The 13,995-nt window shown below is 65.9% G+C and carries 12 protein-coding genes; 7 read left to right on the forward strand and 5 right to left on the reverse strand.

Annotation, left to right across the window (positions count from 1 at the left end; all coding sequences use genetic code 11):
- Positions 1-81 precede the first annotated feature (81 nt).
- From A0U87_RS12725 to A0U87_RS12735, 3 genes are read left to right on the forward strand one after another with little or no spacing between them, the layout of a single operon-like run.
- On the forward strand, positions 82-423 hold the full coding sequence (locus A0U87_RS12725) for a DUF485 domain-containing protein (RefSeq protein WP_037506302.1): 342 nt from the start codon (positions 82-84) through the stop codon (positions 421-423).
- Positions 420-2,120, forward strand: coding sequence for a cation acetate symporter (locus tag A0U87_RS12730; RefSeq protein ID WP_137405607.1), 1,701 nt, complete (start codon positions 420-422; stop codon positions 2,118-2,120). Before A0U87_RS12725 ends, A0U87_RS12730 begins: the two co-directional genes overlap by 4 nt.
- 44 nt (positions 2,121-2,164) lie before the next feature.
- On the forward strand, positions 2,165-2,863 hold the full coding sequence (locus A0U87_RS12735; RefSeq protein ID WP_048936348.1) for a DUF899 family protein: 699 nt from the start codon (positions 2,165-2,167) through the stop codon (positions 2,861-2,863).
- 36 nt (positions 2,864-2,899) lie between these two features.
- Here A0U87_RS12735 and A0U87_RS12740 read toward each other — a convergent pair whose 3' ends face one another.
- A complete protein-coding gene (locus tag A0U87_RS12740) occupies positions 2,900-4,459 on the reverse strand; it encodes a peptidase S10 (RefSeq protein WP_048936349.1) in 1,560 nt (519 codons plus the stop codon).
- A gap of 221 nt (positions 4,460-4,680) precedes the next feature.
- On the opposite strand from A0U87_RS12740, the gene typA reads away from it, so the two are divergent.
- The 3 genes from typA to A0U87_RS12750 all read left to right on the forward strand — a co-directional run bounded on the left by typA (position 4,681) and on the right by A0U87_RS12750 (position 8,060).
- Positions 4,681-6,498 (forward strand): translational GTPase TypA, encoded by a 1,818-nt coding sequence (typA, locus tag A0U87_RS12745; RefSeq protein ID WP_004210140.1) that lies wholly within the window; start codon positions 4,681-4,683, stop codon positions 6,496-6,498.
- A 108-nt stretch (positions 6,499-6,606) separates the two neighbouring features.
- On the forward strand, positions 6,607-6,777 hold the full coding sequence (locus tag A0U87_RS26210; RefSeq protein ID WP_004210141.1) for a hypothetical protein: 171 nt from the start codon (positions 6,607-6,609) through the stop codon (positions 6,775-6,777).
- A 107-nt stretch (positions 6,778-6,884) separates the two neighbouring features.
- Entirely contained in the window at positions 6,885-8,060 is a 1,176-nt protein-coding gene (locus A0U87_RS12750; RefSeq protein WP_234415653.1) for a hypothetical protein, read from the forward strand.
- On the opposite strand, the gene A0U87_RS12755 is transcribed toward A0U87_RS12750, so the two are convergent.
- From A0U87_RS12755 to A0U87_RS12770, 4 genes are all read right to left on the reverse strand, one after another.
- The gene (locus tag A0U87_RS12755; RefSeq protein ID WP_048936351.1) at positions 8,057-9,409 is read right to left on the reverse strand and encodes an ATP-binding protein; all 1,353 of its coding nucleotides are present in this window, start codon (positions 9,407-9,409) and stop codon (positions 8,057-8,059) included. The genes A0U87_RS12750 and A0U87_RS12755 overlap by 4 nt on opposite strands.
- An 8-nt stretch (positions 9,410-9,417) precedes the next feature.
- Positions 9,418-10,149 carry a response regulator gene (locus A0U87_RS12760; protein ID WP_037490911.1) on the reverse strand — a complete coding sequence of 244 codons (732 nt, stop codon included), beginning with the start codon at positions 10,147-10,149 and terminating at the stop codon, positions 9,418-9,420.
- Between the two features lie 44 nt (positions 10,150-10,193).
- Positions 10,194-11,096 (reverse strand): intradiol ring-cleavage dioxygenase, encoded by a 903-nt coding sequence (locus tag A0U87_RS12765; RefSeq protein WP_048936352.1) that lies wholly within the window; start codon positions 11,094-11,096, stop codon positions 10,194-10,196.
- Between the two features lie 114 nt (positions 11,097-11,210).
- Positions 11,211-12,458 carry an MFS transporter gene (locus A0U87_RS12770; protein WP_137405608.1) on the reverse strand — a complete coding sequence of 416 codons (1,248 nt, stop codon included), beginning with the start codon at positions 12,456-12,458 and terminating at the stop codon, positions 11,211-11,213.
- 161 nt (positions 12,459-12,619) lie between these two features.
- Here A0U87_RS12770 and A0U87_RS12775 point away from each other — a divergent pair, with 161 nt between their 5' ends.
- Complete coding sequence (locus A0U87_RS12775; RefSeq protein WP_004210148.1) at positions 12,620-13,933, forward strand: nucleoside transporter C-terminal domain-containing protein; 1,314 nt, start codon at positions 12,620-12,622, stop codon at positions 13,931-13,933.
- The last annotated feature ends 62 nt before the right edge of the window (positions 13,934-13,995 follow it).

Here is a 13,995-nt window from a genome sequence, read left to right on the forward strand (position 1 = left end):
GTGCAGATATAGGCGCTCGGGCCATGCCATTGCAATCGGGGGACGTCTGGTTAGCATGGCGCAAAGACCAGAGGAGAGTGAATGACGCAGCAGGAAGGGCATGCCCCGGCCGATCCACAGGCCGCGATGATCGCGGCGGTGGCGGCCGATCCCCGTTATGGCGAGCTGGTGGCACGGCGGGCGCGGCTGGGCTGGTGGCTGTCGGCGATCATCTTCACCGCCTTTGTCGGCTATCTCGCGCTGATCGCCTTCGACAAGGCGCTGCTCGGCATGCCGATCGGCGATGGCGTCACCTCGATCGGCATCCCGATCGGCCTTGGCCTCATCCTGCTCGCGATCGCGCTGACCGGCCTCTATGTCGCTTATGCCAATCGCCATCATGACGCACAGATGGCCGCCATCCTCAAGGATCATGGCGCATGAGGGCGCGGCTTGCCGGCGCGCTCGCCCTTGCTCTGCTTCCTGCTCCCGCCTTCGCCGCCGCGCTGGAGGGGGAGGCGCAGCGTCAGCCGATCAACTGGGTGGCGATCGCGATGTTCGTCGCCTTTGTCGGCCTGACCCTGTGGATAACCAAGGCGGCGGCCGCGCGCACCCGCACCGCGTCGGACTTCTACACCGCCGGCGGCGGCATCAGCGGCTTCCAGAACGGGCTCGCCATGGCGGGCGACTATATGTCCGCCGCCTCCTTCCTCGGCATATCGGCGCAGATATTCACCGACGGCTATGATGGCCTCATCTATTCCACCGGCTTCCTCGTCGGCTGGCCGATCCTGCTGTTCCTGATGGCGGAGCGGCTGCGCAACCTTGGTCGCTTCACCTTTGCCGATGTCGCTTCCTACCGTTTCGCCCAGCCGCCGGTGCGCAGCTTCGCGGCGGTCTCCACCCTGCTGGTCGTCAGCTTCTACCTGATCGCCCAGATGGTGGGCGCGGGGCAGCTCATCAAATTGCTGTTCGGCCTGCCCTATGCGGTGGCCGTGGTGATCGTGGGCGCGCTGATGATGCTCTGTGTGCTGTTCGGCGGCATGCGCGCGACCACCTGGGTGCAGATCATCAAGGCGGTGCTGCTGCTGGGCGGCGCGAGCTTCATGGCGCTGATGGTGCTGGCCCAGTTCGGCTTCTCGCTCGAAGCCCTGTTCGCCCGCGCGGTCGCGGTGAAGAGCGCGGCGGCACAGGCCGCCGGTGCCACTCCCGCTGAAGCCGCGGCGAAGGGCCGCGCGATCATGGCGCCGGGCGGCTTCATCAAGGATCCGGTCTCGGCCATCTCCTTCGGCCTTGCACTGATGCTGGGCACGGCCGGCCTGCCGCACATATTGATGCGCTTCTTCACCGTCCCCGATGCCAAGGAAGCGCGCAAGTCGGTGCTGTGGGCCACCGGCTGGATCGGCTATTTCTATATCCTCACCTTCATCATCGGCTTCGGCGCGATCATCCTGGTCGGCACCGATGCCGGCTACAAGATGGCCGACGGCACGCTGCGCGGCGGCGGCAATATGGCGGCGATCCATCTCGCCCATGCGGTCGGCGGCAACGCGTTCCTCGGCTTCATCTCGGCGGTTGCCTTCGCGACGATCCTGGCGGTGGTGGCGGGGCTCACTTTGTCGGCCGCCTCGGCGGTCAGCCATGACCTTTATGCCACGGTGCTGAAACAGGGACGGGCCAACTCCGCCGACGAACTGCGCGTCTCGCGGATCACCACCCTGGCGCTGGGCGCGCTGGCGGTGCTGCTGGGGCTGGTTTTCGAGAAGCAGAATGTCGCCTTCATGGTCAGCCTCGCCTTCGCGCTGGCGGCATCGGGCAATTTCCCGGTGCTGATCCTGTCGCTGCTGTGGAGTGGCTGCACCACCCGTGGCGCGGCCTGGGGCGGCACGATCGGACTGCTGACGGCCTTCGTCCTGACGCTCCTGTCGCCGGCTGTGTGGACCACCACCTTCGGCCTCGGCCCGGCACCTTTCCCCTATAGCTCGGCGGCGATCTTCTCGGTCCCGGCCGGCTTCATCGCCATCTGGCTGATCTCCCGGCTCGACCGCTCGCCCCGCGCGGCCGTCGACAAGGCCGGCTATCCGGCGCAGCGGGTGCGGGCGGAAACCGGCATCGGCGCCTTCGCCGCCAGCGACCATTGAACCTTCTCCTCCCGCGCCGCGTTCGGCGCGGGAGGAGAGAAGCCATGGACGAACAATTGACAGCGGCCGCCGACATGGCGGCGCATCGCCGGCCGGCATTTCCCGGCGAAAGCGCGGACTATGCCAAGGCGCGGCAGGACCTGCTGGCGGCGGAGATCGAATTTCGACGCCACATGACGCGCCTGACCGCCCAGCGCCAGGCGCTGCCGCCCGGCCCGCTGATCACGAAGGATTATCGCTTCAAGGACGAGCAGGGCTTCGAGATCGGCCTGATCGACCTGTTCGGCGACAAGGATGTGCTGGTCAGTTACTATTGGATGTATGGGCCGGAACGTGAACGGCCCTGCCCGATGTGTACCAACTGGATCGGGGCGGTCGACGGCAATGCCAGCGATATCAAGCAGCGCGTCGCCTACAAGATACTGAGCCGCAGCCCGGTCGAACGGCAATTCGCCTTCGCGCAGGAGCGGGGCTGGCGCAACACCGACTTCATCCAGACGATCGGCGACGATTATGCCCGTGATCTCGACCTGCTCCAGCCGGACGGCGAATATCCTGCGCTGGTCGTCTATCGCCGCGACGGCGATCAGGTGCGGCTCTTCTGGATGAGCGAGATGGGACGCGAAATGGCCGATCCGGGCCAGGATCCCCGCGACGCGCCCGACATCGCCGCGCTCTGGTCGATCCTCGACCTGACGCCGCAGGGCCGGCCGGCCGACTGGTATCCCAAATTGCGCTACTGAAAAGGGGCGGTGTCGCCACCGCCCCCCCCTCATGCGTCAGCGCGCGCCCTCGGCGTAGTAGCGCTCCATGTCGAGGCGCATCTGGTGCAGCGCTTCCGGGTTCAGATAAACCATGTGGCCTGCCGGATAATATTTGAACTGCAGGTTCGGCCGCAGCGCCGGCTCCAGCATCATGTGCTTCAGGTCGCGCTCGGTCGAGAAGAAGGGCGTCGCCATGTCATAATAGCCGTTCAAGGACAGCACGCGCAGATGCGGGTTGATGCGCATCGCGGTGCTGAGGTCGGCGGTGACGTCCGCGACATTCTGCTTGCGGCCCGACGGAGGCTCATGGCTCCAGTCCCAGTTGAAGGCGCCGCCTTCCCGCGCGCTCAGCCGATAGCTGAGGTCGGTCTGATAGCCGAGCTTGTTGGTCAGCTGATCCAGGAAGCTGCCGACATAGAGGCCGCTGATCGCGGTATCCGACGGATCATATTCGGGATCCTCGCCCGCCGCATCCTCGTCGATCCCCTTGTAGCGGCTGTCGAACCGACCCAGCGTTTCGCGCCCGTCGCGCAGCAATTCCTTGCGGAAGCGGCTGAGGCTGACGCGCAGATTGGCGCGCTTCAAATAATCGACTGACAGGCCGGTGAAGCGGCTCATCTGCTGGGCGACGGCGTCCTCTTCCTGGGCGCTGATGTCCTGGCCCTTCAGCAGCGCGGCGGCATAGGGGCCGTTGGCGAACTGGCGCGCTTCCTCGACAAAGGCTTCCAGGCTGGCCGGGCGGCCGCCGGGGACGCGATTATGATACCAGGCGGTCGCCGCATAGCTGGGCAGATAGCCGATATGGATGGTGTCGAAGCCCGACTGGCGGATGCCGTAATTCATGATCGAGGACAGCAGGATCACGCCGTTCAGCGCCATGCCGCGGTCTTCCAGCTGATAGGCGAGCGCGCCCGATCGGGTGGTGCCATAGCTTTCGCCGAAAATATATTTGGGGTCGCCCCAGCGGCCATTCTTGGTGGTGTAGCGCAGGATCGCCTTGGCAAAGGCATCGACATCCTGGTCGACGCCATAGAAGTCGGCGCCCTTGGCATCGCCCAGCGGCCGCGAATAGCCCGATCCCACCGCATCCAGGAACACCATGTCGGTGCTGCCGATCAGGCTGTCGGGATTGGGGCCGACATCGAAGGGCGCGGGCGCGACCGCTTCAGGATTGCCGGTGCGCACATGGTCGGGCGCAAAGCTGCCCATGCGCAGCCACAGCGAGGCCGATCCGGGACCGCCATTGTAGAAAAAGGTCAGCGGGCGATGCTTACCGGGCGCGGTATAGGCGGTGTAGAAGACGCTGGCGGTCGGCTTGCCCTGGGCGTCGCGGATGGTCAGCGTGCCGGCGGTCGCGCTGTAGGCGATCGACTTGCCGTCGACGCTCGCCGTGCCCTTGCTGGTCTTGGTCACTTCCTCGACCGGGGCGCTGGCCCAGTTCTTGGCGATCTCGTCCGCCGTCTGCTCGGCATGCTGCTTGGCGGCGTCGGGCGCGCCATCCTTCTGGGCGAGGGCAGGGTGGGACAGGGAAAGGGCGAGGAGGGAAGCAAAGCCAAGGGTGGCGGTCAGCCGCATGGGGTGTCCTTTTCTTTTCAGGGTGCGAACCTGACGCGGTGTCATAGGCGGCTGCCACAGCGGGGCAAGGGAAACATCATAACATGACAGGATATTCATCTGCGCTTCGGCCGATCCTTCCGCTGCCCTTGCCGCATCGCGTCATTTCCTGTAGGGGCGCGCCCGAAGCCTCTGCGCGGCCTTGTGTCGGCCAGGGGAGCCCCATATCCCAAAGGCAAGACATGTCCCTGCGTAATATCGCGATCATCGCGCACGTCGACCATGGCAAGACCACGCTCGTCGACCAGCTTTTCCGCCAGTCCGGCACCTTCCGCGACAACCAGCGCGTCGAAGAGCGCGCCATGGACTCGAACGACCTGGAAAAGGAACGCGGCATCACCATTCTGGCGAAGCCCACCTCGGTCGAATGGAACGGCACCCGCATCAACATCGTCGATACGCCCGGCCACGCCGACTTCGGCGGCGAAGTGGAGCGCATCCTCTCGATGGTCGACGGCGTGATCCTGCTGGTCGACTCGTCGGAAGGCGCGATGCCGCAGACCAAGTTCGTGACCGGCAAGGCGCTGGCGCTCGGCCTCAAGCCCATCGTCGTCGTCAACAAGGTCGACCGTCCCGACGAGCGCATCCAGGAAGTGCTGGACGAAGTGTTCGACCTGTTCGTGACGCTCGACGCCACCGACGAACAGCTCGACTTCCCCGTCCTCTACGCATCGGGCCGCAACGGTTACGCCAGCGAGGATTCGCAGCGCCGTGAAGGCACGCTGGAGCCGCTGTTCCAGAAGATCGTCGACCATGTCCCGCCGCCGTCGCTGGACCAGGACGCGCCGTTCAGCTTCCTCGTGACGCTGCTCGACCGCGACAACTTCCTGGGTCGTATCCTGACCGGCCGCGTCCAGTCGGGCACGGTCAAGGTCAACCAGCCGATCCACGCGCTCGACGCTGAAGGCAATGTGATCGAAACCGGCCGCGCGTCGAAGATCATGTCGTTCCAGGGCCTGGACCGCGTGCCGGTCGAGGAAGCCAAGGCAGGCGACATCATCTCGCTCGCCGGCCTCACCGTCGCGACTGTGGCCAACACCATTTCCGATCCGCAGGTCAGCACCCCGATCAAGGCGCAGCCGATCGATCCGCCGACCCTGTCGATGCGCTTTGCCGTGAACGACTCGCCGATGGCCGGCCGCGAAGGCAGCAAGGTGACGAGCCGCATGATCCGCGATCGTCTGGCCCGCGAAGCCGAATCCAACGTCGCCATCAAGGTGACGGAATCGGACGACAAGGACAGCTTCGAAGTCGCCGGCCGTGGCGAGCTTCAGCTGGGCGTGCTCATCGAAACCATGCGCCGCGAAGGCTTTGAACTGGGCATCTCGCGTCCGCGCGTGCTGTTCGGCGAAGACGAAAATGGCGGCAAGACCGAGCCTTACGAAACCGTCGTCATCGACGTGGACGATGAGTTCTCGGGCACGGTCGTCGACAAGATGAACATCCGCAAGGCCGAGATGACCGACATGCGTCCCTCGGGCGGCGGCAAGACCCGCATCACCTTCTCCGCGCCCTCGCGCGGCCTGATCGGCTATCATGGCGAATTCCTGTCCGACACGCGCGGCACCGGCATCATGAACCGCCTGTTCGAGAAGTACGGCCCCCACAAGGGCAAGATCGAAGGCCGCAAGAACGGCGTCCTGATCTCGAACGGTGCCGGCGAAGCCAATGCCTATGCGCTGGGTCCGCTGGAAGATCGTGGCATCCTGTTCGTCGGCGTGGGCGAAGCCCTCTATGAGGGCATGATCATCGGCGAGAATGCCAAGCCGGAAGACCTCGAAGTCAACCCGATGAAGTCGAAGGCGCTGACCAACTTCCGCGCCAGCGGCAAGGACGACGCCGTCCGCCTGACCCCGCCGAAGAAGATGACGCTGGAACAGGCGATCGCTTACATCGACGACGATGAAATGGTCGAAGTCACGCCCAAGACCATCCGTCTGCGCAAGCGCTACCTCGATCCGAACGAGCGCAAGCGCATGAGCCGCTCGAAGGCCGCTTGATTTATCAGGGCGGCTCATATGCAGGCCGCCTGATTTTCAGGTAAGTAGGTTTCGAAAAGGGCCGGTGTCGCGAGGCGCCGGCCCTTTTCCTTTATCCAGGAGGCTGCAATGGCCGATCTCTATCTCAAGGCGCTGGAATCCGAGCGGCGCAAATTATGGGCCGAATGCCGCCTCAAGGGCCTGCCCAAGGGCACGCCGGAACGCGAGCGGATCGTCGAGATCGACGCGCTGCTCAAGGCGCACAAGGCCAAGAAGGACGGCAAGTCCGCCAACCCGTGACGGCCGCTATTTTCCGGTCGGCTCAGCATAAATCCCGATAGGCGGGAAGGGCATGCTTCCTATCGTCGCGGTTCTCATGAGCCGAGGCGAAGCGGAAGGGCGTGCGAGTGACCAACGAAGCGGACGCGGAGGGGCACGACCTGTTCGAATGGGGGCCGCCACGCGGGCTGCCCGGCCTTGTCCGCCTGTCGGTGCCGGCCCTGCCCACGGTCCGCGCCCGCGCCCTGCTTGCGCTGGCGGTCGGCTGGTTGCCGCTCCTGCTGCTGATCCTCTTCCTGCCGGGCCATGACCGGGCCGGCGACCTGCGCCATTTCCTGCGCGACATCGGGGCACATGCCCGCTTCGCCTTTGCCGTGCCGCTCCTGCTGGTCGCCCATGTCGAAACCGCGCGGCGGCTGGGCGCGGTGGTGCGCCATTTCGCCATTTCCGGGCTGATCCCGCCTGATGCCGGGGACGGATTGAAGGCTGAACTGGCCAGGGCGCGCGCGGCGGTGCGTGCGCCGGTCGCCGAACTGCTGGTGCTGCTCGCCGCCTATGCGATCATCCTGTGGTTGTTCGCGACCGGCATTTCGAACCATGGCCTGCCGGCCTGGACCATCGCCGGGCCGGGGCGGCTATCGGCGGCCGGCTGGTGGCATATGCTGGTCAGCCTGCCGCTGTTGCTGACGTTGCTCATGGGCTGGCTCTGGCGCATCCTCGTGTGGACGCGGCTGCTGCACAAGGTCGCGGCCATGGACCTGCGGCTGGTCGTCGCCCATCCCGACAATGCCGGCGGCCTGGGCTTTCTGGCCCAGTCGGTCCGGGCCTTCGGCACCTTTGCGCTGGGGATCGGCTGCATCACCGCGGGCCGTTTCGCCAACGTCCATCTCCAGGGCGCTGCGACGCCGATGACCGGCGGCTTCCTGATCGGTGGCACGGTGGCGCTGGTGCTGCTGCTGTGCGTTGCGCCGCTCGGCGTGTTCCGCCCGGTCATGGCGCGGGCCTGGCGGCGCAACGCGATGCATTATGGCGCGCTGGCGGTGGCGCTGGGCCGGTCGTTCGAGGGTCGCTGGTTCGATGGCAGCGCGAAGGAACAGCCCGATCTTCTCTCCGCGCCGGATTTTTCGGCGGCGGCTGACCTCTATGGCGTGGTCTCCAACGTCTATGCCATGCGCTTCCTGCCGGTCGACCTGCGCAGCCTGCTGATCCTGGTCGCGGCGACGCTGGCACCTTTTCTGGTGGCGATGTTCCTGTCGATGCCGACTGCGATGGTGCTGCAGGAACTGAAGGGGATGATGCTTTAGCGGTCGAGCGGCAGGATCACCGTGGCGCGCAATCCGCCCTCGGCCCGGTTGGCAAAGCCGATGCTGCCCTCATGTCCCTCGGCAATGGTGCGGGCGATCGACAGGCCCAGGCCCACGCCGCCGGTCTCGCGATTGCGCGACGCTTCGCCGCGATAGAAGGGCTCGCACAGCCGGTCGAGAATCTCGGGCGGAACGCCGGGGCCGGAATCCTCGACATCGACGATCGCCCGTGCGCCCTGGATGCGCAGGCTGACCCGCGCCGATCCGCCATAGCGCACCGCATTCTCGACCATGTTGCCGATGCAGCGGCGCAGCGCGAGCGCGTCGCCCTCTATCACCGCGCGCTGGCTGGCGGTGACGACGACATCATGGCCCATGTCGGCCAGATCGTCGGCCAGCGTCTCGACAATGGCCGACAGGTCGATGCGCGCGCGCTGGCGCCCTTCGGTCCCTTCGCGCATGAAATCGAGCAGGTCGGTGACCATCGCCCGCATTTCCTGCACATCCGCCTGCGCCTTGGCGCGCGGGCCGTCGGGCAATTGTTCCAGGCGGAAGGACAGGCGCGTCATCGGCGTGCGCAGGTCATGGGCGATCGCCACCAGCATGGCGGTGCGTTCCGACACATAATCGGCGATCCGCGCGCGCATGTGATTATAGGCGATGCCCATGGCGCGCACTTCGGGCGGGCCGCCGATCGGCAGCGGCTCGGCCCGTTCCGGCCGCTCGCGCGCGGCCCCTTCGGCCAGCAGGCGGATCGGCTGGGTAATGCGCCGCGCCACCCAATAGGCCGGCAGCAGCAGCAGGATGAAGATGCCCGCCATCAGCGACAGGGTGATCGCATACCAGCGCCAGTTCGGCCCCTGCCGACCCAGCAGCACCGACCAGTTCCTGCCATCCTCGCGCACGGCCAGGGCAAAGCTGCCGCGCAGCATCATCCGGCCGGGGTCGAACTCCATCCCCATGTCGGGTCGGGGCCCGATCTCCGGTCCGGGGCGCGGCATGCCGATCGGCGGCCGTTCCTGGATCAGCGCCACCGCATTGGCCGGCACGCCCAGCAGGCCGGCAATGCGCTCGGCCCCCGCACGGTTGCTTTCCTGCCCCGCGTCGGGCGCGGGGGCGCGATCCGATTGATAGCGGCTGATCTGCCAGCTTCCGGGCGGCTGGGTGCCGCCGCGCAGCAGCCCGGTCGCCTCCACCAGCATCATCGGCCGGGCATGGGGCGGGGGGCCGCGAAAGGCGACCAGCATCATCGCGCCCAGCGCCAGCAACAGGGTGGCGGCGACCAGAAAGACGATCCGCGTCAGGATCGAGGGATTGTAGCGCCCCCGCTCGCCGGCGCCCGGCAGCATTGCCGGGCTCACGCCGGGCGGACCTCGGCGGTGAACATATAGCCTTCGTTGCGGATCGTGCGGACCAGTTCGTCGCCCATCTCGCCACGTTCCAGCTTGCGGCGCAGACGGCTGACCTGGACATCGATCGCCCGGTCATAGCTTTCCGCGTCGCTGCCGGCCGAATAGTCGAGCAACTGGTCGCGGCTCAGCACCCGGCGCGGATGCTCGATGAAGGCGCGCAGCAGGCGGAACTCGCCATCGGTCAAGGTGACGACGACATTGTCAGGGTCGGTTAGCAGGCGCACGCCCATGTCGACCTGCCAGCCGGCAAAGCGCAGCCGCTGCCCGGCGGGCACCTGCGGTTCCGATGTCTGGCGGCGATTGCGGCGCAGCACGGTGCGGACGCGGGCGAGCAGTTCGCGCGGATTGCACGGCTTGGGCAGATAATCCTCCGCCCCCATTTCCAGCCCGACGATCCGGTCGATATCGCCGCCGATCGCCGACAGCATGATGATCGGCAGGTCGCCGCTCGCGGCCAGCCGGCGCAGGATCGACAGCCCGTCTTCGCCGGGCATCATCACGTCCAGCACCGCGATGTCGAATGTCTGCGCCGCCAGCGCCTGATCCATCGCCACGCCGTCCGCGACCGCGGTCACGGCAAAGCCATGCTGCTCCAGAAAATCCGACAACAGGATGCGGATGTCCGCATCATCGTCGACCACCAATATGCGCGATCCGTCCATATTGGCGGTCAGCATATCGATTGAAGGCGATCCCTGCAAAGTCATCCGCATAATTCCTGTCAGATGGCGATGCCGACCATCACCGTGCCGGTGAAGCCATTGGTCGTATCGCCGGTCATGGTGGGCGTCATCGCCGCGACCTGGGCCGACGTGTTGTCGCCGAACACATTGTCGCTGCTAGTCGTGATCTTGGCGAAGGTGGTCTTGCTGCTGGAATAGCCGCTGGTCGCATAGACCGTGTTGCAGGCATCCGTCGGCATCGCGAACTGCGACGTCAGCACGCGATTGGCATAGCTGGTCGCCTTGGCCAGGCTGGGATAGACCTCGAAATGGATATGCGGGTAGCGCCCGTCATAGCAGCCGGGGAAGATGCTGGTGAAGGTCACCTGGCCATTGGCGTCGGTCACGCCCACGCCGCGCAGGTAATTTTCGCCCGGCACGGTGTAGAGCGAATAGAGGCCGTCGCGGGTGCAATGCCAGATATAGACGGCATAGCCTTCCAGCGGCGCGCAGCTGCCATTGACGTTCACCACCGTGATGGTCAGCTGCATATAGATGCCCTCGGCCGTGCCGCTCGACGATCCGAAGCTCGACCGGATGTCGGTGCGCACGATGCCGGTGTCGTCCAGCACATTGACGACACTGCCATTGCTGCTGTTGGACCCGTCGGCCGGATAGGGGCCGTTGGTCTCTTCCGGATCGGCGATGCAGCTGCTCGACGTCGGGGTCGGCGTGGGTGTTGGCGTCGGGGTAGGGGTGGGCGTCGGCGTGGCGGTCGACGTGTCAGTGTCGCTGTCACTGCCGCCACCACCACAGGCGGTGATCAGCGCGGCGCTGCCGGCCGAAAAGAGCAGGCGCAACGTGCGGCGGCGACCCATCGCCTCGCCGGCCAGCTTGCGCATCTGCGCCAGGTCGTCGGCCAGGCCATGGCCATGGTCGTCATGCGCACCATCCTGCATCATCTCGCTCTACCCTTCTGTCGTCTGTGGACTGTCAGAAGGGCAGGACTAGGCGCGCCATATATCCCCGCGATGTCTCGACGTGGCGGCTTTGTAGCGCTTTATGTCAATGCCCGTTCAATGGCCGCGCAGCCGGGCAAAGGCCGGGCGCGGCAGGCTGGCAAGCGCCAGGCTGCTGCCGACCATCAGGGCAAGCGTTATCCAAAGGAAGGGCGCATAATTGCCGAATCGGTCGAAAATCGCCGACGCGCCCAATGGCCCGGTGGCGGTGCCAACCGATAGTGCCATCAGCAGTCCGCCATAAAGGCCGCCAAAGGTCTTGAGGCCGAAATGCTGGGTGGTGAGATAGACGATCACGTCGACCTCCGCGCCCAGTGTCAGGCCGATCAGCGCGGCCGCCGCGATCAGCAGTGCGACATTGTTTCCGGCGCCCAGCAATAGCAGGCTGGCGGCCGCCGGCAGCAGGAAGACGCCGGCACCGACCAGCGCTCCGCGGAACCGGTCGAGCAGCAGCCCGGTCGCCAGCCGGCCGATGATCGAACAGATGCCCACGACCGAGGCTATGCCGGCCGCCCGCATCGGGTCCGCGCCGCGATCGGTCAGGATCGGCACGAAATGCACGACCAGCGCGATGATGGTGAAGGTGAAGAGCAGGCTGGCGAGCAGCAGGCGATGATAGATGGAGGATCGCACCCCTTCGGCCAGTGTGGCGCCGACTGCGGGTGCCGCAGCGGTGGCCGTCTCGGCCTCGCCGCGCCGCCGATCTCGCGCGCCGCGGAAGAAGAGGAAGATCAGCGGGAAGCTGCACGCCGCCCAGATCGCCGCCTGGATCGGCGCGGCGCGTTGCCAGCCATATTGGCCGATCAGCCAGCTGCCCATCAGCGGAAAGATGGCGACCGCGATCGATGCGCCGCACAGGGTGATGGCAAAGGCCAGGCCGCGTGACGCCTCGAAACGGGTGGCGACGGCACTGGTCCAGATCGTCGCCTGCACCGGCAGGGTCGCGAGCGCCAGCAGCGCCCAGAGCAGATACCATTGGCCGGGGCTGCCGGTCGCCGTGCCCAGCAGGGCAAAGGCGCCACAGGTCAGCAGCACGCCGACCAGCCCGAAGATGCGTGGCCCCAGCCGGTCGACCATCAGGCCGATCGGCACGGAAAAGACTGCCTGGACCAGGGTGGACAGGGTCAGGCCCACCGTCACCTGCGTCCGCGTCCAGCCGAACTGGTCGCTGATCGGCTGGATATAGGGGCCAAGCCCATAGATATGGATGACGCTGGTGGCATAGCCGAGCGCGGCCGCGATCGGCAGCATATAATGACGCCGCCATTCCGTAGCGGCACCGGGCTTGTCAGTTTCCATCAGCATCGCCTCTCCCCATCGCATCTTCTGTGTCGTCATGGTTCTGATCGATTTGCCGACAAAAAGCGAGGCTATCTCATTTATATCGCGGGGCGGGATTCCCTGCTGGTTTCCGCGCGCTGGCCCTGTATAGTCGCGCGGTTTGCCCATTCCCGCGAAAGCGCTTCATGCATCTTCTTATCGGCCTCGCCGGCATATTACTGATTCTTGCCATTGCCTTTGCCCTCTCTTCCAACCGCCGCGCGATCCGGCTGCGCGTGGTCGGCGCGGCCTTCCTGCTGCAGGCGGGGATCGCACTGCTGGTGCTCTATGTGCCGGCCGGACGCGCCATCATCGCGGGCATGTCGCATGGCGTCGCCAATCTGCTGGGCTATGCGCAGGCGGGGACCAATTTCATCTTCGGCCCGCTGGCGAAGCCCGAAATCGGCGGCGCCAGCTTCGCCATCGCGGCGCTGCCGGTGATCATCTTCTTCGCCAGCCTGGTGTCGATCCTCTATTATCTGGGCATCATGCAGTTCATCGTCCGCTGGGTCGGCGGCGCGATCGAGAAGGTGACGGGCGTGTCGAAGGTGGAAAGCCTGTGCGCCGCCGCCAACATCTTCGTCGGCCAGAGCGAAAGCCCGCTGGTGATCCGTCCCTATCTCGCCGGCCTCAACGGGCCGCAGCTGTTCGCGGTGATGACCAGCGGCATGGCGGGCGTCGCCGGCACCATCCTCGCCGCTTATGCCTCGATGGGGATCAAGATCGACTATCTGCTCGCGGCCAGCTTCATGGCGGCGCCCGGCGGCCTGCTGATGGCCAAGATCATGATGCCCGACGAACCGGAATGCGAACCGGAACTGCCGCTGGAGGATGATATCCACCTGCCCGAAACGCGCCGTGCGGCTGCGGTCGCGGCGGTGCTGAATGCGGAAACCACGCCGGGCGAACCCATGCCCGTCGCCACCCATGACGAGGAAAAGCCCGCCAACATCATCATGGCGGCGGCGCAGGGCGCCCAGACCGGCGTCAAGCTGGCCGTCGCCGTCGGCGCCATGGTGCTGGCCTTCGTCGCGCTGGTGGCACTCGCCAACGGCATCCTCGGCGGTATCGGCGGCATCTTCGGCTATCCCGAACTCAGCTTCCAGCAGCTGCTCGGCTATGTCTTCTCGCCGGTCATGTATCTGCTCAACATCCCCTGGAACGAGGCGCAGGTGGCCGGTGGCCTGTTCGGCACCAAGGTCGTGCTCAACGAATTCGTCGCCTACATCAACCTTGGCCAGGTGCAGGACGGCCTCTCGCCCTCGACCATCGCCATCATCACCTTTGCCCTATGTGGTTTCGCCAATTTCAGCTCGATCGCGATCCAGATGGCGGTGACCGGCAACCTTGCCCCCAATCAGCGGCCGATGATCGCCAAGCTGGGGCTGAAGGCGCTGGTCGCCGGCAGCCTGGCCAATCTGATGAGCGCCGCGCTGGCCGGGTTGATGTTAAGCCTTTAACCAAATCATTTCGATTACTTAACAGAGGCCCTACCCCCGGCTTAACAAATCGGTTATGGTTA

This window comes from Sphingobium sp. MP9-4 (genome assembly GCF_005281675.1).
Lineage (GTDB): Bacteria > Pseudomonadota > Alphaproteobacteria > Sphingomonadales > Sphingomonadaceae > Sphingobium > Sphingobium yanoikuyae.

Excerpts from the sequence above, each read along its gene's own strand:
- A0U87_RS12725 (WP_037506302.1), top strand. The coding sequence starts at position 82 with ATGACGCAGCAGGAAGGGCATGCCCCGGCCGATCCACAGGCCGCGATG.
- A0U87_RS12730 (WP_137405607.1), top strand. The coding sequence starts at position 420 with ATGAGGGCGCGGCTTGCCGGCGCGCTCGCCCTTGCTCTGCTTCCTGCT.
- A0U87_RS12735 (WP_048936348.1), top strand. The coding sequence starts at position 2,165 with ATGGACGAACAATTGACAGCGGCCGCCGACATGGCGGCGCATCGCCGG.
- A0U87_RS12740 (WP_048936349.1), bottom strand. The coding sequence starts at position 4,459 with ATGCGGCTGACCGCCACCCTTGGCTTTGCTTCCCTCCTCGCCCTTTCC.
- typA (WP_004210140.1), top strand. The coding sequence starts at position 4,681 with ATGTCCCTGCGTAATATCGCGATCATCGCGCACGTCGACCATGGCAAG.
- A0U87_RS26210 (WP_004210141.1), top strand. The coding sequence starts at position 6,607 with ATGGCCGATCTCTATCTCAAGGCGCTGGAATCCGAGCGGCGCAAATTA.
- A0U87_RS12755 (WP_048936351.1), bottom strand. The coding sequence starts at position 9,409 with ATGCTGCCGGGCGCCGGCGAGCGGGGGCGCTACAATCCCTCGATCCTG.
- A0U87_RS12760 (WP_037490911.1), bottom strand. The coding sequence starts at position 10,149 with ATGCTGACCGCCAATATGGACGGATCGCGCATATTGGTGGTCGACGAT.
- A0U87_RS12765 (WP_048936352.1), bottom strand. The coding sequence starts at position 11,096 with ATGATGCAGGATGGTGCGCATGACGACCATGGCCATGGCCTGGCCGAC.
- A0U87_RS12770 (WP_137405608.1), bottom strand. The coding sequence starts at position 12,458 with ATGCTGATGGAAACTGACAAGCCCGGTGCCGCTACGGAATGGCGGCGT.
- A0U87_RS12775 (WP_004210148.1), top strand. The coding sequence starts at position 12,620 with ATGCATCTTCTTATCGGCCTCGCCGGCATATTACTGATTCTTGCCATT.